General features: G+C 65.7%; 24 protein-coding genes and 1 tRNA gene. 16 read left to right on the forward strand and 9 right to left on the reverse strand.

The window, feature by feature from the left end; genetic code table 11:
* Positions 1 to 2 precede the first annotated feature (2 nt).
* The 9 genes from AC07WJ_RS08815 to AC07WJ_RS08855 all read left to right on the forward strand — a co-directional run bounded on the left by AC07WJ_RS08815 (position 3) and on the right by AC07WJ_RS08855 (position 10,437).
* Entirely contained in the window at positions 3 to 746 is a 744-nt protein-coding gene (locus AC07WJ_RS08815) for an ABC transporter ATP-binding protein (protein ID WP_494934187.1), read from the forward strand.
* Positions 736 to 2,133: an amidase gene (locus AC07WJ_RS08820; protein WP_494934188.1), complete on the forward strand. Its 1,398-nt coding sequence runs from the start codon at positions 736 to 738 to the stop codon at positions 2,131 to 2,133. Before AC07WJ_RS08815 ends, AC07WJ_RS08820 begins: the two co-directional genes overlap by 11 nt.
* The gene (locus AC07WJ_RS08825) at positions 2,123 to 2,959 is read left to right on the forward strand and encodes an alpha/beta fold hydrolase (protein WP_494934189.1); all 837 of its coding nucleotides are present in this window, start codon (positions 2,123 to 2,125) and stop codon (positions 2,957 to 2,959) included. The genes AC07WJ_RS08820 and AC07WJ_RS08825 overlap by 11 nt, the downstream gene beginning before the upstream one ends.
* Positions 2,956 to 3,348: a RidA family protein gene (locus tag AC07WJ_RS08830; protein ID WP_494934190.1), complete on the forward strand. Its 393-nt coding sequence runs from the start codon at positions 2,956 to 2,958 to the stop codon at positions 3,346 to 3,348. The genes AC07WJ_RS08825 and AC07WJ_RS08830 overlap by 4 nt, the downstream gene beginning before the upstream one ends.
* Positions 3,321 to 6,860 carry an indolepyruvate ferredoxin oxidoreductase family protein gene (locus AC07WJ_RS08835; RefSeq protein WP_494934191.1) on the forward strand — a complete coding sequence of 1,180 codons (3,540 nt, stop codon included), beginning with the start codon at positions 3,321 to 3,323 and terminating at the stop codon, positions 6,858 to 6,860. Before AC07WJ_RS08830 ends, AC07WJ_RS08835 begins: the two co-directional genes overlap by 28 nt.
* A gap of 159 nt (positions 6,861 to 7,019) precedes the next feature.
* Positions 7,020 to 8,243, forward strand: a complete 1,224-nt coding sequence (locus tag AC07WJ_RS08840; RefSeq protein ID WP_494934192.1) for an acyl-CoA dehydrogenase family protein — start codon at positions 7,020 to 7,022, stop codon at positions 8,241 to 8,243.
* 20 nt (positions 8,244 to 8,263) lie between these two features.
* Positions 8,264 to 8,677, forward strand: coding sequence for a RidA family protein (locus tag AC07WJ_RS08845; protein WP_494934193.1), 414 nt, complete (start codon positions 8,264 to 8,266; stop codon positions 8,675 to 8,677).
* Between the two features lie 79 nt (positions 8,678 to 8,756).
* On the forward strand, positions 8,757 to 9,470 hold the full coding sequence (locus tag AC07WJ_RS08850) for an SDR family oxidoreductase (protein WP_494934194.1): 714 nt from the start codon (positions 8,757 to 8,759) through the stop codon (positions 9,468 to 9,470).
* Positions 9,471 to 9,483: 13 nt separating this feature from the next.
* Entirely contained in the window at positions 9,484 to 10,437 is a 954-nt protein-coding gene (locus AC07WJ_RS08855; protein WP_494934195.1) for an MBL fold metallo-hydrolase, read from the forward strand.
* 49 nt (positions 10,438 to 10,486) lie between these two features.
* On the opposite strand, the gene AC07WJ_RS08860 is transcribed toward AC07WJ_RS08855, so the two are convergent.
* Positions 10,487 to 10,873: an IS1096 element passenger TnpR family protein gene (locus AC07WJ_RS08860; RefSeq protein WP_494934758.1), complete on the reverse strand. Its 387-nt coding sequence runs from the start codon at positions 10,871 to 10,873 to the stop codon at positions 10,487 to 10,489.
* Between the two features lie 213 nt (positions 10,874 to 11,086).
* Here AC07WJ_RS08860 and AC07WJ_RS08865 point away from each other — a divergent pair, with 213 nt between their 5' ends.
* Positions 11,087 to 11,236 (forward strand): hypothetical protein, encoded by a 150-nt coding sequence (locus tag AC07WJ_RS08865; protein ID WP_494934196.1) that lies wholly within the window; start codon positions 11,087 to 11,089, stop codon positions 11,234 to 11,236.
* A gap of 87 nt (positions 11,237 to 11,323) precedes the next feature.
* Here the strand turns inward: AC07WJ_RS08865 and AC07WJ_RS08870 are convergent, their stop codons facing one another.
* From AC07WJ_RS08870 to mnmA, 6 genes are all read right to left on the reverse strand, one after another.
* Positions 11,324 to 12,076 carry an outer membrane protein gene (locus AC07WJ_RS08870; protein WP_494934197.1) on the reverse strand — a complete coding sequence of 251 codons (753 nt, stop codon included), beginning with the start codon at positions 12,074 to 12,076 and terminating at the stop codon, positions 11,324 to 11,326.
* 166 nt (positions 12,077 to 12,242) lie between these two features.
* Entirely contained in the window at positions 12,243 to 12,473 is a 231-nt protein-coding gene (locus AC07WJ_RS08875; RefSeq protein WP_494934198.1) for a hypothetical protein, read from the reverse strand.
* Between the two features lie 40 nt (positions 12,474 to 12,513).
* Positions 12,514 to 12,590: transfer RNA gene (locus AC07WJ_RS08880), tRNA-Met, on the reverse strand.
* Between the two features lie 88 nt (positions 12,591 to 12,678).
* On the reverse strand, positions 12,679 to 13,329 hold the full coding sequence (locus AC07WJ_RS08885; RefSeq protein ID WP_494934199.1) for a Pr6Pr family membrane protein: 651 nt from the start codon (positions 13,327 to 13,329) through the stop codon (positions 12,679 to 12,681).
* Between the two features lie 21 nt (positions 13,330 to 13,350).
* Entirely contained in the window at positions 13,351 to 14,010 is a 660-nt protein-coding gene (locus tag AC07WJ_RS08890; RefSeq protein WP_494934200.1) for a class I SAM-dependent methyltransferase, read from the reverse strand.
* Between the two features lie 11 nt (positions 14,011 to 14,021).
* The gene (mnmA, locus tag AC07WJ_RS08895; RefSeq protein ID WP_494934201.1) at positions 14,022 to 15,191 is read right to left on the reverse strand and encodes a tRNA 2-thiouridine(34) synthase MnmA; all 1,170 of its coding nucleotides are present in this window, start codon (positions 15,189 to 15,191) and stop codon (positions 14,022 to 14,024) included.
* 161 nt (positions 15,192 to 15,352) lie between these two features.
* Between mnmA and AC07WJ_RS08900 the strand changes: the two genes are divergently transcribed.
* Together AC07WJ_RS08900 and AC07WJ_RS08905 are read left to right on the forward strand one after the other, a co-directional pair.
* Positions 15,353 to 16,213, forward strand: coding sequence for a lysozyme inhibitor LprI family protein (locus AC07WJ_RS08900; RefSeq protein WP_494934202.1), 861 nt, complete (start codon positions 15,353 to 15,355; stop codon positions 16,211 to 16,213).
* Between the two features lie 52 nt (positions 16,214 to 16,265).
* Positions 16,266 to 16,955 carry a DUF1045 domain-containing protein gene (locus AC07WJ_RS08905; RefSeq protein WP_494934203.1) on the forward strand — a complete coding sequence of 230 codons (690 nt, stop codon included), beginning with the start codon at positions 16,266 to 16,268 and terminating at the stop codon, positions 16,953 to 16,955.
* A gap of 31 nt (positions 16,956 to 16,986) precedes the next feature.
* Here AC07WJ_RS08905 and AC07WJ_RS08910 read toward each other — a convergent pair whose 3' ends face one another.
* Entirely contained in the window at positions 16,987 to 17,364 is a 378-nt protein-coding gene (locus tag AC07WJ_RS08910; RefSeq protein WP_494934204.1) for a glyoxalase superfamily protein, read from the reverse strand.
* Positions 17,365 to 17,662: 298 nt separating this feature from the next.
* Between AC07WJ_RS08910 and AC07WJ_RS08915 the strand changes: the two genes are divergently transcribed.
* The 3 genes from AC07WJ_RS08915 to AC07WJ_RS08925 all read left to right on the forward strand — a co-directional run bounded on the left by AC07WJ_RS08915 (position 17,663) and on the right by AC07WJ_RS08925 (position 22,204).
* On the forward strand, positions 17,663 to 18,634 hold the full coding sequence (locus AC07WJ_RS08915; RefSeq protein WP_494934205.1) for a TAXI family TRAP transporter solute-binding subunit: 972 nt from the start codon (positions 17,663 to 17,665) through the stop codon (positions 18,632 to 18,634).
* A 162-nt stretch (positions 18,635 to 18,796) separates the two neighbouring features.
* Positions 18,797 to 21,244: a TRAP transporter permease gene (locus tag AC07WJ_RS08920; RefSeq protein ID WP_494934206.1), complete on the forward strand. Its 2,448-nt coding sequence runs from the start codon at positions 18,797 to 18,799 to the stop codon at positions 21,242 to 21,244.
* Between the two features lie 9 nt (positions 21,245 to 21,253).
* Positions 21,254 to 22,204 (forward strand): acetamidase/formamidase family protein, encoded by a 951-nt coding sequence (locus tag AC07WJ_RS08925; protein ID WP_494934207.1) that lies wholly within the window; start codon positions 21,254 to 21,256, stop codon positions 22,202 to 22,204.
* 291 nt (positions 22,205 to 22,495) lie between these two features.
* Here the strand turns inward: AC07WJ_RS08925 and AC07WJ_RS08930 are convergent, their stop codons facing one another.
* A complete protein-coding gene (locus tag AC07WJ_RS08930; protein ID WP_494934208.1) occupies positions 22,496 to 23,272 on the reverse strand; it encodes a creatininase family protein in 777 nt (258 codons plus the stop codon).
* A gap of 136 nt (positions 23,273 to 23,408) precedes the next feature.
* Here AC07WJ_RS08930 and AC07WJ_RS08935 point away from each other — a divergent pair, with 136 nt between their 5' ends.
* Positions 23,409 to 25,520 carry a hydantoinase/oxoprolinase family protein gene (locus AC07WJ_RS08935; RefSeq protein ID WP_494934209.1) on the forward strand — a complete coding sequence of 704 codons (2,112 nt, stop codon included), beginning with the start codon at positions 23,409 to 23,411 and terminating at the stop codon, positions 25,518 to 25,520.
* The last annotated feature ends 5 nt before the right edge of the window (positions 25,521 to 25,525 follow it).

The following is a 25,525-nucleotide window of genomic DNA, read 5'->3' on the forward strand; positions in this document are numbered from 1 at the left end:
TCATGCCGCACCTGCGCGTCACTGGTTTGAACGTGGGCTACGGCCGGGCAACCGTCATCGAATCCCTCGATCTCGAGGTAAGACCGGGAGAGCTGGTAACGGTTCTCGGTGCCAACGGAGCGGGCAAGACGACCCTGCTCAACGGAATTATGGGCCTTTGTCCGCCACGCGCGGGAACGGTGACGCTTGACGGCGCCGAACTCGCGGGCCTCCGCCCGGAACAGCTGGTCAACCGCGGTGTCGTCCTCGTGCCCGAACGGCGAGAGCTGTTCGGGACCCTCACCGTGGAGGTCAATCTGCGGCTCGGTGGCTATCGATCCGGCGCGCCGGCCGGATCGCTCGACAGGATCTACGGATTGTTTCCGATCCTAGCCGAGCGGCGCCGCCAGAAGGCAGCGACGCTGTCGGGAGGTGAGCAGCAGATGCTCGCGGTCGGCCGGGCATTGATGGCTGAACCTCGCCTGTTGATGCTCGATGAGCCGTCGATCGGTCTGGCGCCGCTGATTGTCCAAGAAATTCTGCGTGTCATCGGACAGCTCAAGTCGGAAGGGCTGACGATCATCTTGGTCGAGCAGAACGCGCGTCTTGCTTTGTCGGTCGCGGATCGCGGCTACGTGCTGGAAGTTGGCCGCGTCGTGCTTCAAGGCTCCAGCGCCGAGCTTTCGACCAATCCTCGCCTGAGCCAGGCGTATCTCGGAGGCGCGGCGGATTACGCCGCCGCGCGGGATCAGGTCTATGTCGACTGAGGGCGAAGCCGTACTGCTGCACGAACGCTACAAGCGCGGCGAAATTTCTCCGGTCGATGTCGCGCGAGAGCAACTCGATGCGGTCGCCCGTTTAAACCAGCGCATCAACGCGTTCGTCCTCGTCGACGATGCCGTCGCGCTGGAAATGGCGCGGGCGTCCGCGGCTCGGTATCAGCGCGGCGAGGCGATCGGTCCGCTCGATGGCGTTCCGATTACAATCAAGGACACGCTCAATGTCCGCGGCTGGCCGACACGGCGGGGATCGCGAACGACGTCGGAAGCGCCGGCGCCGCGGGATGCTGTTTCCATAGCGCGTCTTCGCTCGGCGGGCGCTGTCCTCCTGGGCAAGACCACGACGCCCGAGTTTGCCTGGAAGGGTTTGACGGAGAACCTGCTCGATGGCGTGACCGTGACGCCGCTGGATTCGACGCGTCACGCAGGCGGCAGCAGCGGCGGCGCAGCGGCGGCGACCGCGCTGGGGCTCGGAATCCTCGGAATAGGCACCGATGCCGCGGGATCGGTTCGCATTCCGGCGGCGTTCTGCGGCGTGGTCGGATACAAGCCGACCTTCGGAACGATACCTCTGAATCCCTATCCTGCCGCGTTCTGGCAATTGCCGCATATCGGGCCGATCGCGCGGAGCGTGTCCGATGCGGCACTCGCCGCCTCTGTGATGAGCGGCGCGAGCGGCGCAGATTGGACGTCCCTCAGTCAGACCACTCTCGGCGAGCGCCTGTCACGCCCAGAGCTGCCGGCGAAAATCCGCATTGGCGTGCCGGCCGGCGTGGCGGGCTATCTTGATCCGGACGTCAAGCGTGCCTGGGACGACGCGCTCTCGGTCATCGCGGCGAACGCGTCCATTTCGACCGTCGAGATTCCGATCGACGAGTCGCGGGACATTGTCGGTGCGCTTTATCGTCTTGGTTGCGCTTATGCCGTGTCTCAAGTCCCTGAAGATGGGCGCGGCGACCTCCACGGTGCTCTTCTCCAATTCGTCGAGCCCGTGAGGCAGCTGACTGCCGAAGCCTTGCTGTCGCTGCAACGCCGCCGCGAAGACATTGCGGGCAGGCTATCCGCACTGCTCATCGACGATGTCGACGTCTTGCTGACGCCAACCATGCCATGCCTGCCAATTCGCACGGATGCGCCGGCGTCCGCGATGGTCGATTGGCTCCAATGGTGTCCGTTTACGCCGCTGTTCAATCTGTCGCACGGCCCCGCGATCTCGGTGCCGTGGCACGCCGAGGCGGTCGCGCTGCCCATCGGTTTGCAGATTGGGGCCGCACCGGGAAGGGACGGCGTCGCCATTGCTGCCGCCGCGATGGTGGAGGCGCTTGGCGGATGTCGGCGTGCGCCAGAATCACGGATGTCCAGGCATGTCGGCTGATCAAGCGATGCGTCATGTTCTGGAGGTTGGCTCTACCGCGGCCGGCGGGCGAGCGCATCTCTCGTTCCTGAGAGCGGGAAAGGGAGAACCTGTTCTTCTTCTGCACGGGTTCGCTTCCGACGCAAACGACGACTGGGTCGAGACCGGATGGCTCGATGCACTTGTCGTCGCGGGATTTGAGGTGGTGGCCCCGGATCTGCGGGGGCACGGCCGCAGCGTGAAGTCTCGCGATCCGGTGGACTATCGGCTGAACGCGTTCGTCCGCGACGTGCTCGCGCTGTGCGACCACTGCTGGGGAGATCGTCGGGTCCGTGTGATCGGCTATTCGATGGGAGCGCATGTCGCGATGTCATTCACGCTTGCCGTCACCGATCGGGTCACGAGCCTCGTCTTGGGTGGCATGGGCGACCGGATCGCCGCGACGGTCGGGCTCTCGCCGGAATTCGCCGCCGCGCTCGACGGCCAGGAGGGCAGCCAGGAGCAGCGAGAGCTTCCGCCCTATGCTGTTCGCTTCAAGCAGCATGCGGCCTCGCGACCGTTCAACGACCTAGAGGTTCTCGCCGCGTGTCTGCGCGGGCAGTCGGGGGCTTTTGCTCTCGATCGCCTGGCGTCGGTGGCTGCACCCACCCTCGTCATCGTGGGCGACCAGGACAAGTTGGCGGGCTCGCCATATCCCGTGGCGGCGTTCTTTGCGGCAGGCATTGGGCAGACGATTCCTGGCGTCAATCACGCCTCGGCGCTTGCCGACCGTAGTTTCCGCGAACGAACGGTCGCCTACGTCGCAGGCGATTGCACTGCGGCGATTGCACTGGGGAGTTCAGGATGACGGCGAGATCACGGACCTACGATGCGTTGCCCGCCCCGTTCGGAAAGTTCGCTCATGCGACTGTGCTGCCGCTCGCGGGTACGAAGCTGGTGTTCGTCTCGGGCGTCACGGCGCGAGAGTCCGGTGCTCAGGATGCCGAAGCGCAGACACGCGTCATTTACGAACGCATCCGATCTCTCCTCGAGGATGAGGGCGGTGGATTTCAGCACGTCTTGAAGATGAACGTGTTCGTGCTCGACATCCGCGACTATCCCGCGACCAACAAGATCCGCGAAGAATTCTTCGCGACGCGGGATGCGCCGGCGAGCACGCTCGTCGAAGTTTCGAAATTCGTGCGCTCTGATGTCCGGGTGGAGATCGAATGCATAGCGGCAATTCCAGAAACATGAACCGAGAGATCCACGGTGTTCCGGCCATGCGCGAGATATCGCTTTCAGACAAGTTCGATGTGACGGACGGTACGATTTTCATCGCCGGAAAGCAGGCTCTGGCGAGGGTGCCCATCCTCCAGCGGGAACTGGACCGCAGGCGTGGCTTGCGCACCGCGGGCTATATCTCGGGTTATCGGGGCTCTCCACTCGGTACGATCGACAACGAACTTCTCAAGATCGCTGATCGCCTGAAGGCCGCGGACATCGTTTTTCAGCCGGGCCTGAACGAAGACCTCGCGATGACCGCCGTTTGGGGCAGCCAGCAACTCGACTTCGTACCGGGGCGCCGCGTCGATGGTGTGTTCGGCATGTGGTACGGCAAGGGACCAGGCGTCGACAGGTCGGGTGATGCGATCAAGCATGCCAATATGTCGGGCACCCACCCGAATGGCGGTGTTCTGCTGGTGTTCGGCGACGACCATGCCGGGAAGTCGTCTTCCTTGGCGCACCAGAGCGATCTCGCACTCGCCGCCCATGAGGTCCCGATCCTCTATCCGTCGGATGTGCATGAAATTCTGAAATTGGGCTTGGCCGGTTTCGCGATGTCGCGTGAATGCGGGCTTCTCGCCGGACTGAAACTCGTCAACGAAACCGCCGACTGCACCCAGGCGGTCGCGTTTTCGCTCGACGACATCGCTCCCATTCTCGAGGAGAAGCCGTCGGCTCGCAATGACGTCAGCATTCGCGTGGAAATGTTGGCGGTGACGGCGCAGGACGAAAGGATGGTTCGAAGCAAGCTGCCGCGCGTCCATGCGTTCACGCGGCGGAACGGCATCGATCGCGTTGCATTCGGAGCGCAGCGGCCGTCCCGCCTGGGCATCGTAACCGCTGGCAAAGCCTTCCAGGACGTGGTCGACGGGCTACGGCAGGTCGGCGTCGATGATGCCCTCGCCCGCCGACTCGGCATCGGCGTATTCAAAGTCGGCTTGATCTATCCACTCGATCCGGAACCGTTGAATGCGTTCGCGCAGGACGCAATGGAGCTCCTGTTCGTCGAGGAAAAGCGCGCCCATATGGAGCTTCAGGCTGCGGCGCTGATGTACCATTGGGCCAGGCGGCCGGATATTTCGGGGAAACGAACGCCGCGTGGCGAAGCGTTGCTCCCGGCGGATGAACCGTTGGATGCGGTCACCGTAGCCCTGGCCGTCGGCCATCGGATTCTGGCGCTCGCTCCGGAGGATCTCGCGGAGGCCTCGGCACTGCGCGCAAAGCTGAAAGATCTCTCCGGACGGGTTGCCTCGTCCAGGCAGGTCGCGGTGGGGCCGCTCGCGCGCCGTCCGGTCTTCTGTTCGGGATGCCCACACAATCGGTCGACGAAACTTCCGGATGGCGCATTCGGGGTCGCCGGCATCGGCTGCCACGGCTTGGTGCAGTTCATGGACCGCAACCCGTTGCCCTGCACCCACATGGGTGCCGAAGGGGTGAACTGGATCGGGCTGTCGCATTTCACGGAAACGAAGCATGTATTCGTGAATCTCGGTGACGGCACTTTCTCCCACTCTGGCTCGCTGGCCATTCGCGCGGCTGCCGCGTCCGCCGCGAATGTGACCTTCAAGATACTCGTCAACGATGTGGTCGCCATGACCGGCGGCCAGACCGTCGAGAGTGGTCTGTCGGTCGAGGCCATCGTTCGAATGGTCTTGCTGGAAGGTGCCAGGCGCGTCGTGGTCGTCGCCGAAGATCCGGCGGGTATACATTCTGAACACGCGCTGCCGGCCGACGTCGTGGTTCTTGACCGCACCCATATGGAAAGTGTGCAGCGGGACCTGCGCGAGGTGCCGGGAACGACTGTCGTCGTCTACGTCCAGATGTGCGCGACGGAGAAGCGCAGGAGACGTAAGCGCGGCAAACTCCCCGCCGCCTCGAAGCGGGCCGTCATCAATCCCGCGGTGTGCGAGGGATGTGGAGATTGCTCCCGCGCGTCGAACTGCATGTCCGTGCAGCCGCTGGAAACCGAATTCGGCCGCAAGCGCCGCATCGATCAGGCGAGTTGCAACAGTGACTTGTCTTGTCTCGAAGGCTTCTGTCCCTCGTTCGTGACGATCGAAGGCGGCGAACTCGTGAAACCCGGGTCTATCGACCTCGACGCTATCGTCGCCGGTTTGCCGAGGCCGGGAACCAAGGGGGCCGACGGCGAGACGTTCGGCATTCTGTTCGCGGGTATCGGCGGAACGGGCGTGGTGACGGCGTCCGCGATCGTCGGCATGGCAGCCCATCTGGAGGGGCGCGGCGTCGGCATTTACGACATGACTGGGCTCGCGCAGAAGGGTGGAGCGGTCTACAGCCACTTGCGGATACTTCCGACGACCCAGAGCGTGGCGCCTCTTCGCCTCGGATTGGAAGATGCCGGGCTGCTCATCGCTTCCGATGTCGTGGCCGCAACACAGCTTGAAGCATTGAAGACGGTCGGGCGCTCGACGACGGTCCTTGTCGACGATGAGGTGGTGGCGACGCAAAAGTTCCACGAGAACGGCAGTCTCGATCTCGATGCCGAACGGTTTGTCCGCCGTCTCGAAGGGCGGGCCGAACAGCGGCCTGTTCGCGTACCGGCGAACGACCTTGCGAGGCGCGCGTTCGGCGATCCTATCGCAGCCAACATGGTCATGCTTGGATATGCGTTGCAAATGGGAGCGCTGCCGCTATCGCCGGAGTCGGTGGAGCGGGCAATCCGGCTGAATGGCGCCGATGTGGCTGGAACGCTTCGTGCTTTCCACCTCGGCCGGCTGTATTTCGCCGATCCGGAGAAGGTGGAAAGTTTGCTGGTTTCGGACGAACCGGCGACGGCAATGGCGCCCAAGCCTGTCCACGCTCTGGAGGAGCGCATTGCCGTTCGAACCGACGCATTGCGAGCCTATCAGGATGCCGGGTATGCCGAACGCTTCCGCGTTCTGATCGAGCGCGTGCGGAGTGCAGAGGAGAAAGCGGCCCCCGGCTCGACATCGTTGACCGAGGCGGTCGCCAGGAACGCCTTCAAACTCATGGCCTACAAGGACGAATACGAAGTCGCCCGCCTGCTGACCGACCCATCTTTCTGGGACAGCGTGCGGCGGCGGTTCGATGGTGGCACGGTCAGGCTGCATCTGGCTCCGCCGCTGCTGTTCGGCCGCGATCCGGCCACCGGGCGGCCGCGCAAGAGAGCGTTTTCGGCGCGCCTTCTATTGCCCGTTCTACGGGTCCTGGCGCGAGGCAAGGTATTTCGTGGTTCCGCGCTCGATCCTTTCGGCTGGACGCGGGAACGTCGCACCGAACGGAGGCTGCGTGATCAGTACTTCGTCTTGATCGACGAGATTGTGGTTCACCTCACTGGCGCGAATCTCGAGGCGGCAATAGCCCTGGCCTCGTATCCGGACGAGATTCGAGGCTTTGGCCTTGTCAAAGATGAATCGGTGAAGCGAACCGAAATCCGTCTCGGGGAACTGCGCGAGAATTTCGAAACGAATTCGCGACGCGGGTTGGCGGATGCGGCGTAGCGGCTGACGGCGCCCTTCGGGCGTTCGTACGGGCTGGCTGAGGTCCATTGCGATATCGGCCCATGACGCACTCATCCTGAAATTCGCGACGGGTATCTGGAGATACAGTCCGCCCGAATATTTGTGCGCTATCCAGTCGCAACGACTGGAGTGGATGCAATGAACGCCACGGAAATGATCGCCCTCAACACGGCTCCCGCCGCAACCGGTCCTGATCGCGTCCTGGCCAAGGTGGCCGCGTTGACCCCTTGGCTTCAGGACCAGGCTGCGACTGTCGAGCAGGCGCGAAGGATCCCCGATGCTGTCGCGGACCGCCTGTGTGAGACAGGCGTGTTCCAACTGGTCCGACCCTCGCGTTTTGGCGGATTGGGCGCGTCGCCGAGCATGGCCTGGAAGGCGACGTTTGAGGTGGCGAAGGGTTGTTCGTCCTGTGCGTGGCTCACGGGCCTGACGAGCGCCAATATCATGATGCTGGGCAAGTTCTCGGCGGCGGCTCAGGAAGAGGTTTTCGCCCCCGGTGTCTCGCCGATCGTTCCGATGCTGACCGGCGGTGTCGGTCAGGACATCGTCGTGGAGCCCGTGCAGGGTGGCATCGCGCTTTCAGGAAAATGGCGCTACGCCTCGGGCATCGACGTCTCCGACTGGGTCGGTCTCCTCGTCGGCGTCCCGCGTCAGGGCGGCGCGCCGGAACTCGATATCCTGCTCGTGCCGAAATCCGAGTTTCGCATCGATCATGATAGTTGGCGCGTGATGGGAATGCGGGGGACAGGCAGCAAAAACGCGAGCCTCGAGAAAGCGTTTGTGCCCGAGCATCGCTTTATGAGTTGGGCCGAACTTCAGGCCGGCCGAAAGCACCCGACGAGCTGCAATACGGAGCTCTGCTACGAGTTTCCGCTCAATACGGCTTTCGCCATGTCTGTTCTCGCTCCGACATTGGGTGTTGCGAGCGCAAGCAGCGAGGAGTGCATCAAGATCATTCGAAGCCGCGTGCGATCCAGCAACCAGACGGCTCAGATCGGCGACAAGCTCTCGCATGTCGATGCAGGCACGAGCGCGGCCACGATGGCTCTCTTCCGGGACGCACTGATTGCCGAAACCATCGCGATCGAGCGGAGGATCGGGGAAGGGGCGCCGCTGACCCCCGAGGAGCGCGGACTCAGCCGCACAAAGATCGCGGTCGCATCGCGTCAGGCGCTCGCCATGGCACAGCGCATGTTCGCGGGAATTGGCGGCTCGCTTCTTCCCGAGGGAACCCGCATCGAGCGCCTGTTCAGAGACGTTCACGCGATGAGTTCGCACTTCCTGTTGCAGCCCGAGCAGATTGCAGAAGCCTATGGCCGCCTTTTGCTCGGTCTCGAGCTGCCGCCGGAAACCCGCCTCTGATTGGTCAGGAGAATGTCCCCATGTCGAAGACTGTCTATGCCTCGAACAATCCGATGTTTGCCGCTGCGGGCGGAGGAACGATCTTCGATAAATTTCAGTATTCGTCGGCCGTGAAAGCTGGAGGCCTTCTCTTCGTCGCCGGGCAGATCGGGCTCAATGCCGACGGCAGCTTGCCGGAGGATCCCAAGCAGCAATTCGTCAATGCGTTCGAACGGATGAAGCTGCTCCTGGGCGAAGCGGGAGCCGGGATGGAGGATCTTGTCGAACTGGTCTCGTATCATGTCGGCCTGAGCTCCCACCTCGCCGATTTCATGGAAGTCAAAAGCCGCTATGTACCGGCGCCTTTTCCCACCTGGACCATTCTCGATATCGCCGGATTAGCCCGTCCGGGCCTCATCATCGAAATCAAGGCTGTCGCTGTCGCGAAATCCTGAAACGCGACCACGGTCCCCGCGGAAATCCTCGTTTGTCGTCGCGGGGACCTCGAGGCTTTCTTGTCCAGGAGGTGACACCATGATCGACCTGAAAGGACAGCGCGTCCTCGTCGTCGGAGGCACGTCCGGGATCGGATTGGCGACAGCGCGACTTGCGACGCGGCGGGGAGCTGCCGTGACGGTCGCCTCGCGATCCGGATCGAAGGTCGCCGCGGCGGTGGAAATCATCGGACCGGCTGCGACGGGACGCACCCTGGATGTGACCGACGAACATGCCGTTGAGGACTTCTTCGGTTCGCGCGACCTGTGGGATCATGTCGTGACGACGGCTTCAGCCGTCAGGATTGCTCCCGTCCGCGATCTCCCGATGGCAGACGCGCTCGCGGCAATGGATAGCAAATTCTGGGGCGCTTACCGCGTCGCCCGCCACGCGGCAATCCGGGATGGCGGGTCACTGTCATTTCTCGCCGGCTATCTCGCGACGCGCCCGGCGCCTGGTCGAGCCCTGATGACCGCCATCAACGCGGGCCTGGAAGGCCTTGCTCGGGGGCTGGCTCTGGAGTTTCGTCCCGTCCGGGTCAACGCCGTTTCACCTGCCTTCGTCGATACCCCGCTTTGGGACGGCATGCAGGCGTCCGAGCGAGCCGCGCTCGTTGCCAGAAACACGGCGCTCTATCCAGCCGGCCGCGTCGGGACGGCGGAGGACGTCGCCGCGATGCTGTTGGCGTTGATATCGAATCCTTACGCGACAGGAACAGTCGTGACGCTCGATGGCGGCGCGTCGCTCGTTTAGCTGAGGAGCAATGATGACCCGGAAGTTTGCAAGCCAAGGCGACCTCGAGGAGAAGAAGGAGGTTTTCTCCGAGCTTGCGCCAGGCGTCTATGCGTTGACCGCCGAAGGCGATCCGAATTCAGGTGTCGTCGTCGGAGACGATTCCGTTCTCGTGATCGACGCGCGCGCCACGCCTCGCATGGCGGGTGATCTCGTCGCGCGGGTGCGAGAAGTGACCGACAAACCGATCCGGCACGTATTGCTGACCCATTACCACGCTGTGCGCGTGCTGGGCGTTTCAGGTTATCCCGACTGCGTAAATGTCATCGCGAGCGAGGTTGCGCGGGACATGATCGTCGAGCGGGGGCGTCAGGATATGGAATCCGAGATCCAGCGCTTTCCGCGCCTGTTCCGCGGCAAGGAGGAGATCCCCGGGCTGACTTGGCCGACCGTCACTTTCAAGGGTGAGATGACGTTATGGTTGGGCGCGCGCGAGATTCGTATCATCCACGCCGGCCGAGGCCATACGGCCGGCGACACTATCGCGTGGCTGCCGAAGGAGCGCGTGCTGTTTTCGGGCGATCTCGTCGAGTACGGCGCAACCCCGTATTGCGGGGATGCGCACTACCGGGATTGGCCGGGGACCCTTCGGGTGCTGGAGGAGCTGAATCCCGCGGCGGTCGTTCCTGGTCGAGGTGAGGCGTTGACCACACCAGCGCAAATCCGTGAGGGCTTCGAGGGCACTCGCGCTTTCGTAAGCGATCTGTACGCCATTGCAGTGGCCGGCGTCGCAGCGGGTCACGACCTCAAGACGGTGTACGACCGGGCCATGAGCGAGATGCGTCAAAAGTACGGGCACTGGGTGATTTTCGATCATTGCATGCCGTTCGATGTCAGCCGCGCCTACGATGAGGCAAAGGGTATCGACAGGCCGCGAATCTGGACGGCCGAACGCGATATCGAGATGTGGCGCGCTTTGGAGAGCTGATCTCCGACGGGCGTGATCTGCCACGACGAAGCAGGATTTCGAGACGGAGCTATATCCTCGGTGCACGCTCGCGATCGCTGATCAACGCGGCGCCGGGCGTGTCCTTCAAATGCGCTGCGTTGGCGGCATTTCCGCGGTTTGCGATGCGGCCGAGCGCAATTTTGATCGGCAGTTCGTCGATGAGGCCGGGATCGTAATCGTCGGCCCATTCCTTGGTTTCGGCGTGATCAGGGTGGCCGGGATCGGCGATTGCCTCGAGCGTTTCGCAGAAGCCAGGGATGCCGCCGCAGTCCTCGGGTGGCGCGTTTCTTTCGTCCCCGACATAAGCTGACCGATGACGGCGAGGACTATTGGAGCATTTCGCCCAATGGCTATGGGCCGGCGCTGCGGCTTGGCTCCGGCGAGGTGCTGAACGAGGGTCCCTCGGTCCTGCGATATCTGGCCGATCAGAAACCCGAAGCGAAACTCGCGCCGGCCTGGGGCACGACCGAGCGCTACCAGTTGATTGACGTCCTGAACTACCTGTCGACGGAGGTGCACAAGCGCGTCTTCAGCCCGCTGCTCGCGACCAAATCGCCGGAGGCGGCCAAGGAGCGGGCGAAGACGCTGCTCACCCCGACGCTCGACGCCATCGCGCACCGCCTATCTCGTGGTGTTGCTCAACTGGTACCGCCATGTCGGCATCGACCTGCGACAATGGCCGGCGGTCGCGGCCTATCACAAGCGGCAACTGGCGCGGCCGACGATCGCCAAGGCGGTCGCGGAGGAGGTCGTCGAATTTCAGCGCCGCGTCGCCTGAACGGCCGCGTGCGGGCGATTCATCCGGTAGCCAAAACAAAAAAAGGCCGCCACGAGGGCGGCCTTTTGCAGACCCTTTCAGGCCGGCTCAGTAACGCGCGACAACCGGGCCTCCGCCGGTCGAAAACAGGTAGCTCACGCCGAGACGAACGTCGTGGGTCGTCAGGTTGATCCGCGTTTCCTCGTTGGGGTCCGTCGGGATCGGGTAGCGCTTGCGGCCGTAATCGGTATAGCGATACTCGACGCGCGCGGTCCAATTGGCGGCCAGGGCATATTCCATGCCGGCGCCCAGTGTCCATCCCACATGCGTGCTGGATTCCGGCAGCGTACCGCTGACAACATAATTTGGCGTCACCCGGTATTCACCCAAGGCAACGCCGCCCGTCACAAAAGGCATCAGGCGATCGATGGCATAACCGAGCCGGACACGGGCCGAGCCGTTCCAGGTCAGCCTTGACGTAACCGAATTGGGCGGGCGAGGCACGCCGGCCGGGTCCGATACGGTCACGCGTCCGCCCACGCTGCTGAGGTTGGCATCGGCTTCCAGGCCCAGCACCAGGTTGCCGGTCTGATAATTGTAGCCGACGTGCAATCCTCCGAAGATGCCCTTCGGATCCACATTGCCGCTGCCGTCGACCACATTGGCCGGGGCAAAAACGAGCTCGGCCCGGGAGCGTCCCCAACCGTAGCCGACATGGGCGCCAGCGTAGAATCCGGTCCAACTGAACGTGGGCACCATCACCGCGGTGGCGATCGGCACGCCGGGCACACCGAGGTCGGCGGCCGAGACAGAGGAAGCCAACGCAATAACTGCAACACCGGCCAGCAGAAATTTCTTCATGGCGACCCTCCCAAAGAAACCAGTCACCTTTTCATGACGTTGTTGTCGCCGGCGCGCAACATTTCGCAGGGGATGTCGCCCCGATACCTGGGATGTGTTGCGCAATCTCCACGGTTGCGGTGCGTCAATACGGCCGATCTTCACGAACGGCGCCGGTTCGACAGGATCAGCCGGGAGGGATCCGCAGCGGCACCGAGGATAATGTGCAGATCGACGTCAGGTCGCGGCCCGGGCCCATTTCCGCGAGACCGGCGATTGAAGACGTCGCGCGTCGGCCGAAGCGATCCGCAAGCTCATCGATCGGATGGTCGTTGCGCGTGGCCCGGCAACTGTCGAAATCAAGGATTGCCAGGCGGCCTTGACGGAGCGCCCGTCCATCGGTGGCACGCCCGTCCATCGCTCTGGCCCCGGACAACACTCGAGTGTTGTTGTCGGTCTGGTAGCGGGAGGCAGAGTCGAACTGCCGACCTCAGGGTTATGAATCCTGCGCTCTCACCAACTGAGCTACCCCGCCCCAAAGAGGCTTCCGGGCCGCCGAAGCAATCCGGAGAGCGCGGATATAGTGCCCCATGCGAAGGGGTGTCAAGGCGAACCGCCTGCGGTCAGCGTGCTATTCTGCCGAGGCCGCGGTCGATCGCCACCAATGCGAGGCCGAGGCCGAGAAAGGCGAGCGTCAGGATGGCGGCGTTGATCATCACGCCCTGGTAGCCGAGCGCATCGGCATTGAGGAACGGGTAGGCCCACCAGCCGGAGCTGGCGCCACGGGCCAGTGCGAAGATGAAATAGCCGAGCGGGAAAGCGAGCCAGCGGACCGCATCGCGCCAGGCCAGCCGCCCCTTGGGCGCGAAGCCGAGCCAGAAGGCGGCCGCCAGGAGGGGTGTCACGTCGTGCAACGCCATGTCGGCGACCTTCTGCCAGCCCTGCGGGTTCCAGGTGGCGCGCAGCAGCAGCGCATAGACGATGCCGACAATGATGATGAACAGTGTGACGGCGCCGGTGAGCGAGGCGCCGACGCTGCGGCCGAGCGCCAGCGCGGTCAGCACCGCCGCGAGCAGCAGGTTGGTCAGGATGGTGAAATAGCTGACGAAGACGAAGACGCCGCCCGCGATCGAACCGCCATTGCGCAGCACCAGGGTGACGCTCAGCCAGAGCTGGAGGGCGAGCGCCGACCAGGCGATGAGCGCGATGAGGGCTGCGGCCGCGCGGCCGGCCGGGCTGATGTCGTTCCGGCTGGCCGCGGCGATCCCGCACATCGGACGCGCTCCCGGAGATTCCTAGGCGGCGGCCGTCGCGACGGCCGCCGGGTTGTCCGCCTTGTTGAAGCGGACCAGCGTGAACAGGCCGCCGAAACCCGCCGAGCGCTTTTCGACAACGGTCAGTTCCGGCTCGCCGGTGACGCGGGAAAACGGAAAGTCGGGATGCCAGCCGAGCTTGTCGCCGAAGGGCGCTGCGGCCTTTTCGATCAGCGCGCGGAACCCCCGCTCGGCGGCGAAATGGTTGACCAGGATGACCTCGCCGCCGGGTTTGCAGACGCGGTTCAGTTCGCGCATCACGCCTTCCGGGTCGGGCACCACGGTGATCAGGAACATGGCGACGACGCAATCGAAGGAGGCGTCGGCGAAAGCCAGGCGCCCGGCATCCATCTGGAGGATGCCCTCGACATGGGGCAGGCCGTCGTCGACCCGCTTGCGCGCGATCTTCAGCATGTCGAAGGACAGGTCGAAGCCGATGACCCGGCAGTTGCGGCCGTAGTCGGGCAGCGCGATGCCGGTGCCGACGCCGACCTCCAGGATACGCCCGCCGACCTTGGTCGCGGCGGCGACCGCGGCCCGGCGGCCGGTGGTGGTGATCGAGCCGAACAGGGTGTCATAGATCGGCGCCCAGCGGGCATAGGCCTTCTGGATCGAATGGGTATCGAGTTCGGCTGCTGCCATGCGGGCTCCGATCAGAGCGCGGCGTGAAGAGGAGCGGAGATCGCGGTCCGGGCCTGCGCCTCGGGCCGCTTGATGAAGCCGCCGCCGAGCACGCGGGACGGCCCGTCGGCGGCATCATAGAGCACGCAGGCCTGGCCGGGGGCCACGCCTTCCTCGCCGTCGAGCAGTTCGACTTCCATGCCGGCCTCGGTGGCGCGCAGGATGGCGGCCTTGGGCGGCCGGGTCGAACGGACCTTGGCGAAGCAGTCCATCGTCTCGCCGGGCTGCAACGGCCGGTCACCCAGCCAGTTGACGTCGCGCAGGCCGATGGCGCGGGTGGCGAGCGCCTCCTTGGGGCCGACGAGGACGCGCCGGCCGGGAGCATCGAGGCCGACCACGTAGAGCGGCTCGCGGGCGGCGATGCCGAGGCCGCGGCGCTGGCCGACGGTGAAACGCATGATGCCGTCGTGGCGGCCGAGCACCCGGCCGTCGATGTGGACGATGTCGCCAGGCTCTGCGGCCTCCGGCTTCAGGCGCTCGACAATGGCGGTATATTTGCCCGACGGCACGAAGCAGATGTCCTGGCTGTCGGCCTTGTCGGCGACCGACAGGCCGAAGCGGCGGGCATGCTCGCGGGTTTCCGGCTTGGTCATGGTGCCCAAGGGAAACCGCAGCAGTTCGAGCTGGGTCGGGGTCGTGGCGAACAGGAAATAGCTCTGGTCACGGTCGGCATCGACGGGACGATAGAGACCGCGCCGGCGGTCCGCCAGCCGCCGGCTCGACACGTAATGGCCGGTCGCCAGGGCATCGGCGCCGAGGTCGCGGGCGGTGTCGAGCAGATCGGTGAACTTGACGTGGCGATTGCAGTCGACACAGGGGATCGGCGTCTCGCCGGCCGCATAGGACTGGGCGAAGCGATCGATCACCGCCGCCTTGAAGCGCTCTTCGTAGTCGAGGACATAGTGCGGAATGCCGAGCCGCTCGGCCACCCGGCGGGCGTCGTTGATGTCCTGGCCGGCGCAGCAGGCGCCCTTGCGGTGAATGGCGGCGCCGTGGTCGTAGAGCTGCAGCGTCACGCCAACCACGTCATAGCCCTGTTCGGCCATCAGCGCGGCGACCACGGACGAGTCCACGCCGCCGGACATGGCGACGACCACGCGGGTCGCATGCGGGGGCTTGTCGATGTCGAGGCTGTTGAGCATGGGCGCCGGGTTCAGAACGATGGGACCGCTATATAGGGCCGACCGGCCATCGGCGCAAAGTCTTCATCGCATCATGAAACAGGGGCGGACCTGTCCGGCACGCAGCGGAAACAACGGGACGGCAGAAGCAGCCGGCATGACGGTGCAGGGAAGGTTGTTCGATGGCTACCACATGGATGCCGGTTCTGGTGCTGCTCGCGGGGCTCCTCGGGTTCGCGCCCGGCGCGCGGGCGCAAGCCTGTCCGGCGAGCCAGCCGGCCGCCGAGCGGGCGGCCTGCCTGGTCCAGGCCATGGCGGAAGCCGAGGCCGCGCTCGAGGTCGCCCGCGTGGACGCCACCAAGGCCATCGCCGAGTGGCGCGGCGAGCTCAGCGAAACGGACCGGGCGCGGTGGCGTGAGGAATTCGACAGGGGGTTCGCACTCTGGGTGACGTTCCGGGACAAGGTCTGCGCAGCGCCGCTGCTGGCCCGGGAGCAGGGTCTCGACGCGGCAAGGGCGCAGATCGCGAGCCTCGCCTGCCGGATCGGCATCAGCCAGGTAATTTCAGGCGACCTGACCAATCGCTTCGGCGAGGCTGTTCCCGACAAGGCGCGCGGCCATCTCGCCGGTTTCCAGCGCGGGCCGAACCGCCGCGAACTGATCGGGACCGAGGGGCGCCAGCCGCTCTGCCGCCACCCCGGCCGGGGCGGCGACTATGCCCCGCTGACCGCCTGCTACGAGCGGCAGGTGGCGCGGGTCGATGCTGAACTCAATGCGGTCTGGGCCAGGGCGCTGGCGGCCATTCACGGGCGCCACGACCTGTCGGCGGCAGAGCGGGCGGCCTGGATCGAGATGCTGCGCGCCGCTCAGCGGCCCTGGGCCGAGCTGCGTGATCTCGCCTGCCGGCTCGAGACCTATGAGACCCCCAACCGGTTCGCTCATTCGATCTATTCCGGCTTGGTCGGGCCGTGCCTGATCGTCGAGACCGAGGCGCGCATCCGCAGCCTCCGGACGGCTTATGGCCTGCGTGGAACCGGACGCTGAGCCGGCACAGAGGTCTTGAGCCTGTCATCGCGGCCGGCTAAGGGCTCCGGCCATGACCACACGCTACGCCATCTATGCCGCGCCGCCGCCCGACGATCCGCTGTGGAGCTTCGGTTCCGCCGCGATCGGTTACGATGCCGCCACCGCCCGCGATCTGCCGTTTCCGGCGGAACCGCCGGGCGACGCGGCCGATTGGGCCGAACTGACCGAGGATCCGCGGCGCTATGGTTTCCACGGCACGCTGAAAGCACCGTTCGAACTGGCCAACGAGGCGAGCGAGGCCGATCTGCTCGAAGCGGTCATGGTCTTCGCCGATCGTCGCCCGGCGGTCACCGTGCCGGCCTTGACGGTGGCGACGCTCGGCTCCTTCGTGGCGCTGGTGCCGGCACAGCCTTGCGCAGATCTCCTGACGCTGGCCGCCGATTGCGTCCGTGTCTTCGACCCGTTCCGGGCGCCGATGAGCCCGGCCGACCGGGCGCGCCGGCTGAAGAGCCCGCTGACCGAACGGCAGATCGGCCATCTCGACGACTGGGGCTATCCCTATGTCTTCGAGGACTTCCGCTATCACATGACGCTGACCGGCTCGCTGCCGGAGGCACGGCGCGAGCCGGTCCGCTCCGCTTTGGCGGAGCGCTACCAGGCGGTCGCCGCGCCGTTCCGGCTCGACGCCCTGGTGGTGTTCAGGCAGGCGCGGCGCGACCAGCGCTTCACCATTCTCGGGCGCTTCGCCTGCGAAGGCTGAGCCGGCCGTCCCGGCGGGAGGCCGGCCGCGATCAGATCGGCTGGCCGACGTCGATGCGGTTGCCGTCCGGATCCTCGAAGACGAAGGCCCTCAGGCCGTAGTCCTTGTCGCGCAAGCCCTTGATGATCCTGATGCCGTGGCGCTGACAGACGGCATGCAGGCCGTCGACGTCCTCGACCATCAGGTGAATGACGTTATAGGGCGGTGCCCGATAGGTCGGGTCCAGCGTCAGATGCAGTTCGGCCTTGTCGCGCTTCAGGATCATGAAGCCGACCGGGTCGCCGTTTTCGAAGGTTTTCGTGAAGCCCAGGATCTCGGCATAAAAGGCTTGGGCCTTGGTGATGTCGCGCACCGGCAACATCGCGGCGATCCGTCCGAAACGGATGCCGTGGTCAGCATTTTCGGTCATGGCATGAACTCGATTGGGAAGCGGCTGGCCGGGCCGGACGGTGCCGGTAAGACGCCAGTGCCCCTGGTTTCGGTCATGAGACGGTGCCCACGACGGCTTCCATATCATCGCCGGCCGGTGCCGCCAACGGTTCTGGTTGCGCCGGCTGGCCGCGCGACCTCGTGGTCTTTCGCCGATCTGATCTCGTCGATCGGCTCTCACCCCTTATCGGCGCGCCCATGTCCGCTATAATCAACCGCGAGCCCGGCCCCGGCCGGTCCAGGGACATCACGGAAAAACATTCCAGGGAGGACGACCCATGCCGATCATTCTCAACCGCCGCGGCGCGCTGCTGGCCGGCGCCGGCGGCGCACTGGTGCTCGGTGCGCCTGCGCTCGCCCAGTCGCGCCAACGGCTGACGGTCGCCACCGGCGGCACCGGCGGCGTCTATTTCGTCTATGGCGGCGGTCTTGCGCGCGTCCTGTCCGAGAAGGTGCCGAATACCCATGTGACGGCGCAGGTGACCGGCGGCTCGGTCGACAATGTCAATCTGGTCTCCACCGGCGACGCCGATGTCGGCTTCTCGACCCTCGATTCGGTGGTCGACGCGCTCGCCGGCACCGCTGCCTATGCCCAGGGCGGCAAGCGTGAGGTCAGCGTGGTCGCGGTGCTCTACGACAATGTCTTGCACGTGGTCGCCAACCCGTCCCTGAACTCGGTCGCCGACATGAAGGGCAAACGCATCGGCGTCGGCTCGGCGGGATCGTCGACGGAGGGCTGGGCGGACCGCACGCTGGAGGCGGCCGGCCTCAACCCGCGCACCGACATCACGCGCGACAATCTCGGCGTGGCCGAATCGGCCAATGCGCTCGCCGACGGCAAGATCGCCGGCTTCTTCTGGGGCGGCGGCGTGCCCACGGCCGCGGTGCGCGACCTCGCGCAGGGCGGCCGGACACCGATGAAGATCCTCGATTCGTCGAAGGAACTGGTCGCCATCGACAAGAAATATCCCGGCCTCTACCGGCTCTACACGATGCAGCCGAATTCCTATGGCGGCCAGACGACGGCGGTCCCGTGCATTGGCGTCGCCAATGTCCTGGTGGTCAATTCCAAGGCGCCGAATGCCCTGGTGAACACCATTCTGGAGGGCATTTTCAGCAACCTGACCGATGTCGCGGCTATTCATCCGGAGGCGCGGCGTCTCACCCTGCAGAGCGCGGCCACCAAGACCGCCGTCGCGTTTCACCCGGCGGCCGAGGCTTTCTACAAGTCGAAGGGCGTGGCGATGTAAGCTGCGGCCGGCCAGCGCAATGCGCAAGCGGGTTTCGTGAAAAGAGCCGGGATGGCGGTGCCGTCCCGGCTTTTTTTGTGCCGCCAACCGGTTATGGTCGCCCCGACCATGGGGACAGGGCCGCATTGAACGGACCGTCCCGGGTATGCGAGGGGACGGCGAATGACGGCAAGCGCAGCGAGGACTCCGGCGGCGGCCCAGGCCGAAGAACGGCAATTGAGCGCCGAGGAGATCGAAGCTCTCTCTTCCGATTCGGAAGGCGGCCCGGCGCGGCGCTTGTCGGGATGGCTCGGCTGGCTGACCGGGGGAACCTGCTTCCTGATCGGCGCCTATGCGCTCTACTGGACCCAGTTCTCGATCAATACGACGATCTATCGCTCGTCCTTCCTGGTCATGTGCCTGGCGCTGACCTTCATTCTCTATCCCTTGACCAAGACCGGCGCGGACGGCCTGCCGAAGACCCGCCGGCCGGGCGTCGAGGAAATGCTCTGCGCGCTGACCTCGGTGGCGCTGATGCTCTACCTCCTGCACAATCCGAACCCGATGTTCGCGGTGTTCGGCCGATCGACCTTCGCCTATGGCCTCGGCGTCGTCGTGGCGTTGTGCTTCCTCAGCTACCCGCTGCTGGTCAGCAACCAGACCCTGGCGCGCTACCAGCCGGTCGACTGGATCTTCGCCGCCATCGGCATCTACGCGGCGGTCTATCTGGCCTTCAACATCGAGGAATACAAAGTCCGCTCGATGCGCCCCTCGGCCGATGAGATGGTGCTGGGGCTGACGCTGATCCTGCTGATCCTGGAGGCGACCCGGCGCACTGTCGGCTGGATCCTGCCGGCGATCGCGGTGGTGTTCCTGATCTATTGCTATGCCGGCACCGGCTGGCTGATCCCCGACGTGTTCGAGCATCGCGGCTTCACGCTGAACCGCATCATCGGCCAGAATTACCTGACGCTCGAAGGCATCTTCACCACGCCGCTCGACGTCGCGGCGACCTTCATCATCCTGTTCACCATCTATGGCGCGGTGCTCGATCGCGGCGGCGCCGGCAAGTTCTTCATCGAATGGGCCTTCGCGCTGTTCGGCAAGAAGGCCTCGCCCTCGGCGCCGGGCCGCGCGGTGGTCGCCTCGGGTTTCCTGCTCGGCACGGTCTCGGGCTCGGGCGTCGCCACCACGGTGACCGTCTCGTCGCTGGCCTGGCCGATGCTCAAGCGCTCGGGTTATACGCCCGAGGTCGCCGGCGGCATGCTGTCGGCCGCCGGCATCGGCGCGACGCTGTCGCCACCGACGCTCGGGGCCGCAGCCTTCATCATCGCCGAGTTCCTCGACGTCGATTACCTGCAGATCCTGATCTACGCGACCATCCCGACCATCCTCTATTACGTCTCCTGCTGGCTGATGACGGAGGCCGACAGCCGGCGGCTCAACGTGCGCTCGGTGCGCACCTCGGATGCTTCGCTCTGGGAGCTGACCAAGGCCGGCGGCTATCACTTCCTGTCGCTCGGCGCGATCGCGGTGTTCCTTGTGCTCGGCTATTCCAGCTTCATGTCGGTCTACTGGTCGATCGTCGTGGCTTTCGTGCTGTCGATGCTCCGGCCGGAAAGCCAGCTGGTGACGCGCACGGCTTTCGCCGCCGGCTGCGTCGGGGCGGTCGCGGCCTATCTGTTCGGCAGCTCGGACCTGCCACGCGCCGTCGGGCTGCACGAATTGTTCGACGCGCGCGTTTCGGTGGCGAGCTTCTGGGGCATCGCCGTGGCGATCGTGGTGTCGGGGGCACAGAGCCTGATCGCCATGCGCGCCGGCCGGCCGGCCCCCGACGGCGGGACCGGCATGATCGACGCGCTGGTCGACGGCACGCGCTCGACGCTCGGCATCGTCGCGACCTGCGCCTGCGCCGGCATCATCGTCTCGGTGGTCAATCTCACCGGCCTCGGCCTGACGATCTCGGGCATCATCATCTCGGCCGGCGGCTCCAATGTCTTCCTGATCCTGCTGATGGCGGCGCTCGCCATGTGGATCCTCGGCCTGTCGGTGCCGGTGACGGCGAGCTACATCATCGCAGCGGTCATGCTGGTGCCGGCGCTGGTCAAGGTCGGTGTGGCGCCGGCCGCGGCCCACATGTTCATGTTCTATTATGCCGTGCTCGCCGACGTCTCGCCGCCGACGGCGCTGGCGCCCTTCGCGGCCTCGGCCATTACCGGTGGCGACCCGTTCCGCACCACCATGCAGGCCTGGAAATACACCTTGCCGGCCTTCATCGTGCCTTTCATGTTCTGCCTGACGCCGGAAGGCGCGCAGCTCCTGATGCTGGTGCCGTCGGGCGTGAACGCGGCGGGCGCCACCATTTATGGCGCTCCGAGCGGCATGTTGGCCTGGATCTCGGTGATCTGGGCGACGCTCACCGGCTGCCTGGCGCTGGTCGGCCTCTGCGTCATGTTCACCGGCTATGCCCTCGATCAGGCCAACTGGCCGGAGCGGCTGCTCTGCCTGGTCGGCGGCGCCCTGCTGCTGACCACCAATACCTATGCGGACTTCGCCGGTCTCGTCTTCCTCGGCGCGGGCTTGGCCTTGCACTGGGTGCGGGTGAAGAATGCAAAGGCCATCCCGACCTGACAGGACACCATGATGACGCATCGCCTCGACGCCGGCGCCGACACCGCCCATTGGGGCTATTTCGAAGCGGCGCTCGCGCCCAGGCTGACCATCGGCTCGGGTGAGCGGGTGACCATCTCGACCGTGTCGGGCGGCGCCGACGTGCTGCCGGATCCGAGCTGGGGCATTCCGCCCGGGCTGACCGCGATCCAGCAGCGCTTCGGCGGGCCGGCCTTGCCCGGCCATATCTGCACCGGCCCGGTGGCGGTCACCGGGGCAAAGCCCGGTCATGTGCTGCAAGTCGATATCGAGGCGATCGAGCTGCATTACGACTGGGGCTATACCTTCGTCGCGCCGCTGGTCGGGGCGCTGCCCGATGACGTCAAGGCGCGCCGGCTGTTCCATTCACGCATCGACCGGCAGGCCCGGCTCGCCCGCATGCCCTGGGGCCACGACATCCCGCTCGACCGGCCGTTCTTCGGCGTGATGGCGGTGGCGCCGCCGGCCGAATGGGGCCGGATCAACACGCTGCCGCCGCGGCGCAATGGCGGCAATCTCGACAACAAGGAACTGGTGGCCGGCACCACGCTCTACCTGCCGGTTCATGTCGCCGGCGCCAATTTCTCGGTCGGCGACGGCCATGGGGCGCAGGGCGACGGCGAGGTCTGCATCACCGCCATCGAGACCGGGCTGATCGGCACGTTCAAGCTGACCGTGCGCGACGACATGAGCCTGACCTGGCCCATGGCGGAGACGCCGACCCATGCCATCACCATGGCCTTCGATCCGGATCTCGACGCGGCCGTTCAGATCGCCTTGCGCGGCATGATCGACCTAGTCACCGCCCGTTCGGGCCTCGACCGCGACGAGGCTTTCGCGTTGCTGTCACTGGTCGCCGACGTCCGGGTGACCCAGGTGGTCAACGGTAACAAGGGCATCCACGTGATGATCGACAAGAAGTGGCTCGAGAAGGTCAGGTGAGGGGAGGGGAGCGGACGTGTGACACGGACCGACCGGCGGCCGGGAAATCGCGACGTCATCCCCGGCCGAGCCCGGCAGAAGCCCGTGCTTCTGCCGACGCGAGGGGAAGGGGATCCAGGAGTCGACAGGCTGCGACGTCAGCGCATCAATTCATAAGGAATCCACCGGGATGAGGTGATTTCGCAGCGGCACGGCTTCTGCCCTGCAACTCCTGGATCCCCTTCCCCTCGCGCCGCTCGGCCGGGGATGACGTAGAGCATTTTTCGGCCACGGGTTGGTGCACCCACCGCCTCATTCCCACGGAACACCCTTGACGATCACCTCGGCGAGCGCGGTCACCGCCACCGCCTGCAGCTTCTCGCCCTTGGCGCGCGATGCCTTGCGTGCGTCGCCGATGACGCCCGAAGGGGCGAAGCTCCTGATCGAGCGCCAGCGCTGCACGACCGGCAGCAGCACGTCGCGCGAATTGGTGAAATTCGGTCCATGGGCCTCGGCGAACCTGTCCTCGCGCACGGCGTCGGGGGCGGCCACCATCATCATCGAGGTCTCGACCTCGCAGGCATGCAGCACGCTGTCCTGGTCTTCGAGCAGCGGCGCGAAGGCCGGCTGGGCCAGTTCGAAATAGGTGGTGGCGGCGACTTCGACGCCGGTCTCCCTGGTGATATCGGGCAGGAACGCGTTCAGCGCGGAGACATTGCCGCCATGGCCGTTGACGATCAGCACGCGCTTGAAGCCATGGCGCTTCAGCGAGGTGACCAGGCAGATCAGCACGGCCCGGTAGGTCGGAATATCCAGGGTGAAAGTGCCGCCATGGTCCATGTGATGCTCGGCCATGCCGACCCAGAGCGTCGGTGCCACCACGACCGGACGCCGGTCCTGAGCCTGTTCGGCGGCCAGCCGGCAGACCGTGCCGCACAGGATGGTGTCGACGCCGGTGCCCAGATGCGGCCCATGCTGTTCGGTCGAGGCGACCGGCAGGATGACCAGCGCGCCGGCCGCCGCGAGATCGTTCAGTTCGGGCGCGGTGAGCTTCAACCATTCGACGGAAGGCAGCTTCGGTCTCGGCATGTCGGTCTCCCTCTGAGGCCCGGGAGACTTCCACGCCGGCGGCGAGGGGTCGAGCGGCGTTGTACCGCAGCAGCGCATCCCCCTTATTCACCAGAACGAGGTTGTTCTTGGCACGCCGATCGCTAGTGTCCCCGCCATGACAACGCCCGACATCATTCATCTTGCCACCGACATTGGCGGCACCTTCACCGACATCGTCCTCGAAAAGGGCGACGAGCGCTTCACCACCAAGGTGTTGACCACGCCGCACGCGCCCGAGGAGGCGGTGGTCGAAGGCACGCGCCTGGTGCTGAAACAGGCCGGCATCGGCTTCGCCGACCTGGGCGTCTTCGTCCACGGCACGACGCTCGCCACCAATGCGGTGATCGAGCGCAAGGGCGCGCGCACCGCGCTGATCGCCACCGACGGCTTTCGCGACGTGATCGAGATCGCCGACGAGGGCCGTTACGACCAATACGACATCTTCATCGACAAGCCGCGCCAGCTGGTGCCGCGCAAGCTGCGCTACACCGTGCCCGAGCGCATCGACGTGATGGGCAAGGTCTGGGTGCCGCTCGACGAGGCGGCCCTGCGCAAGGTGGCGCAGGAGCTGAAGGCGCAGGATGTCCAGGCGGTGGCCGTCGCCTTCATCCATTCCTATGCCAATGGCGCCCATGAGGCGCGTGCCGGCGAGATCCTGGCCGAGGAACTGCCCGGCATCGAGGTGACGCTGTCATCGGAAGTCTGCCCGGAAATGCGCGAATACGAGCGCACCTCCACCGCCATCGCCAATGCCTATGTCCAGCCGCTGATGGCCGGCTATCTCGGCCGGCTGAAGTCGCGCTTCGCCGCGGAAGGTTATCAACGGCCGATCCACCTGATGACCTCGGGCGGCTCGCTGGCGACGCTGGAGACGGCGGCGCGCTTCCCGATCCGCCTGGTCGAATCGGGCCCGGCCGGCGGTGCGATCCTGGCCGCCCACATCGCCGCCGAACGCGCCGAGGACAAGGTCCTGTCCTTCGACATGGGCGGCACCACCGCCAAGATCTGCCTGATCCACGACGCCACCCCCTATAAGGCGCGCACCTTCGAGGTCGACCGCCAGTCGCGCTTCATGAAGGGCTCGGGCCTGCCGGTGCGCATTCCGGTGATCGAAATGGTCGAGATCGGCGCCGGCGGCGGTTCGATCGCCCGGGTCGACGGCCTCAAGCGCATCACCGTCGGGCCGGATTCGGCGGCCTCGGTTCCCGGCCCGGCCTGTTATGGCCGTGGCGGCACCAATCCGACGGTGACCGATGCCGACGTGGCGCTCGGCAAGATCGATCCCGGCCGTTTCGCCGGTGGCGCGATCACGCTTTATCCCGAGCAGTCGGCGGCGGCGCTCGAAGCCTCGGTCGGCAAGCCTTTGTCGCTCGGCATGTCGATGGCCGCCCATGGCGTTGCCGAGATCGTCGACGAGAACATGGCCAATGCCGCCCGCGTCCATTCGGTGGAGCGCGGCGTGGTGGTCGGCGACCATACCATGGTGGCCTTTGGCGGGGCGGCGCCGCTGCATGCGGCACGGCTTGCCGAAAAGCTCGGCATTTCGCGCATCATCATTCCCGCCGATGCCGGCGTCGGCTCGGCGATCGGCTTCCTGCGCGCGCCCGCGGCCTATGAGCTGGTCCATTCCAAGTTCATGCGGCTGGACAAGTTCGATGTCGCCGAGGCGACGGCGCTGCTCAGCCATATGAGTCAGGAGGCGAGCGCGCTCGCCAAGGCGGCGGCCGGCGGCCGGCCGCTGCACGAAACCCGCACCGCCTTCATGCGCTATACCGGCCAGGGCCACGAGATCGCCGTGGCGCTGCCGAACCGGGCACTGACGGAAGCCGACATCGCGATGATGCGCGAGCATTTCGAGACCGGCTATCGCCAGCTGTTCGCCCGCCATATTCCCGGAGCGGCCATCGAGATCCTGTCCTGGGCGCTGCTGGTGACCACCGACACGGCCAAGCCGGCGGTGCTGAAGACGCCCGAGCGCAAGGCCGGGCCGCAGCCGATCGGCTCGCGGCCGGTGTTCGACGGCCGCAGCGGCAAGACCGTCGACGTGCCGATGATCGACCGCTCGACCATGACGCCCGGAGCGGTGGTCGCCGGTCCGGCGATCATCGTCGAGGCGGGAACCTCGACCTTCGTCACCGCCACGTTCGACGCCGAACTCGATGCCGGTTTCGGCCTGGTCCTGACCGCCAAGACGGCGGACAAGACCGCTGCCGCCAAGGGAATTTGATCGCC

This window comes from Phreatobacter sp. GW821-FHT04C01, assembly GCF_059420385.1.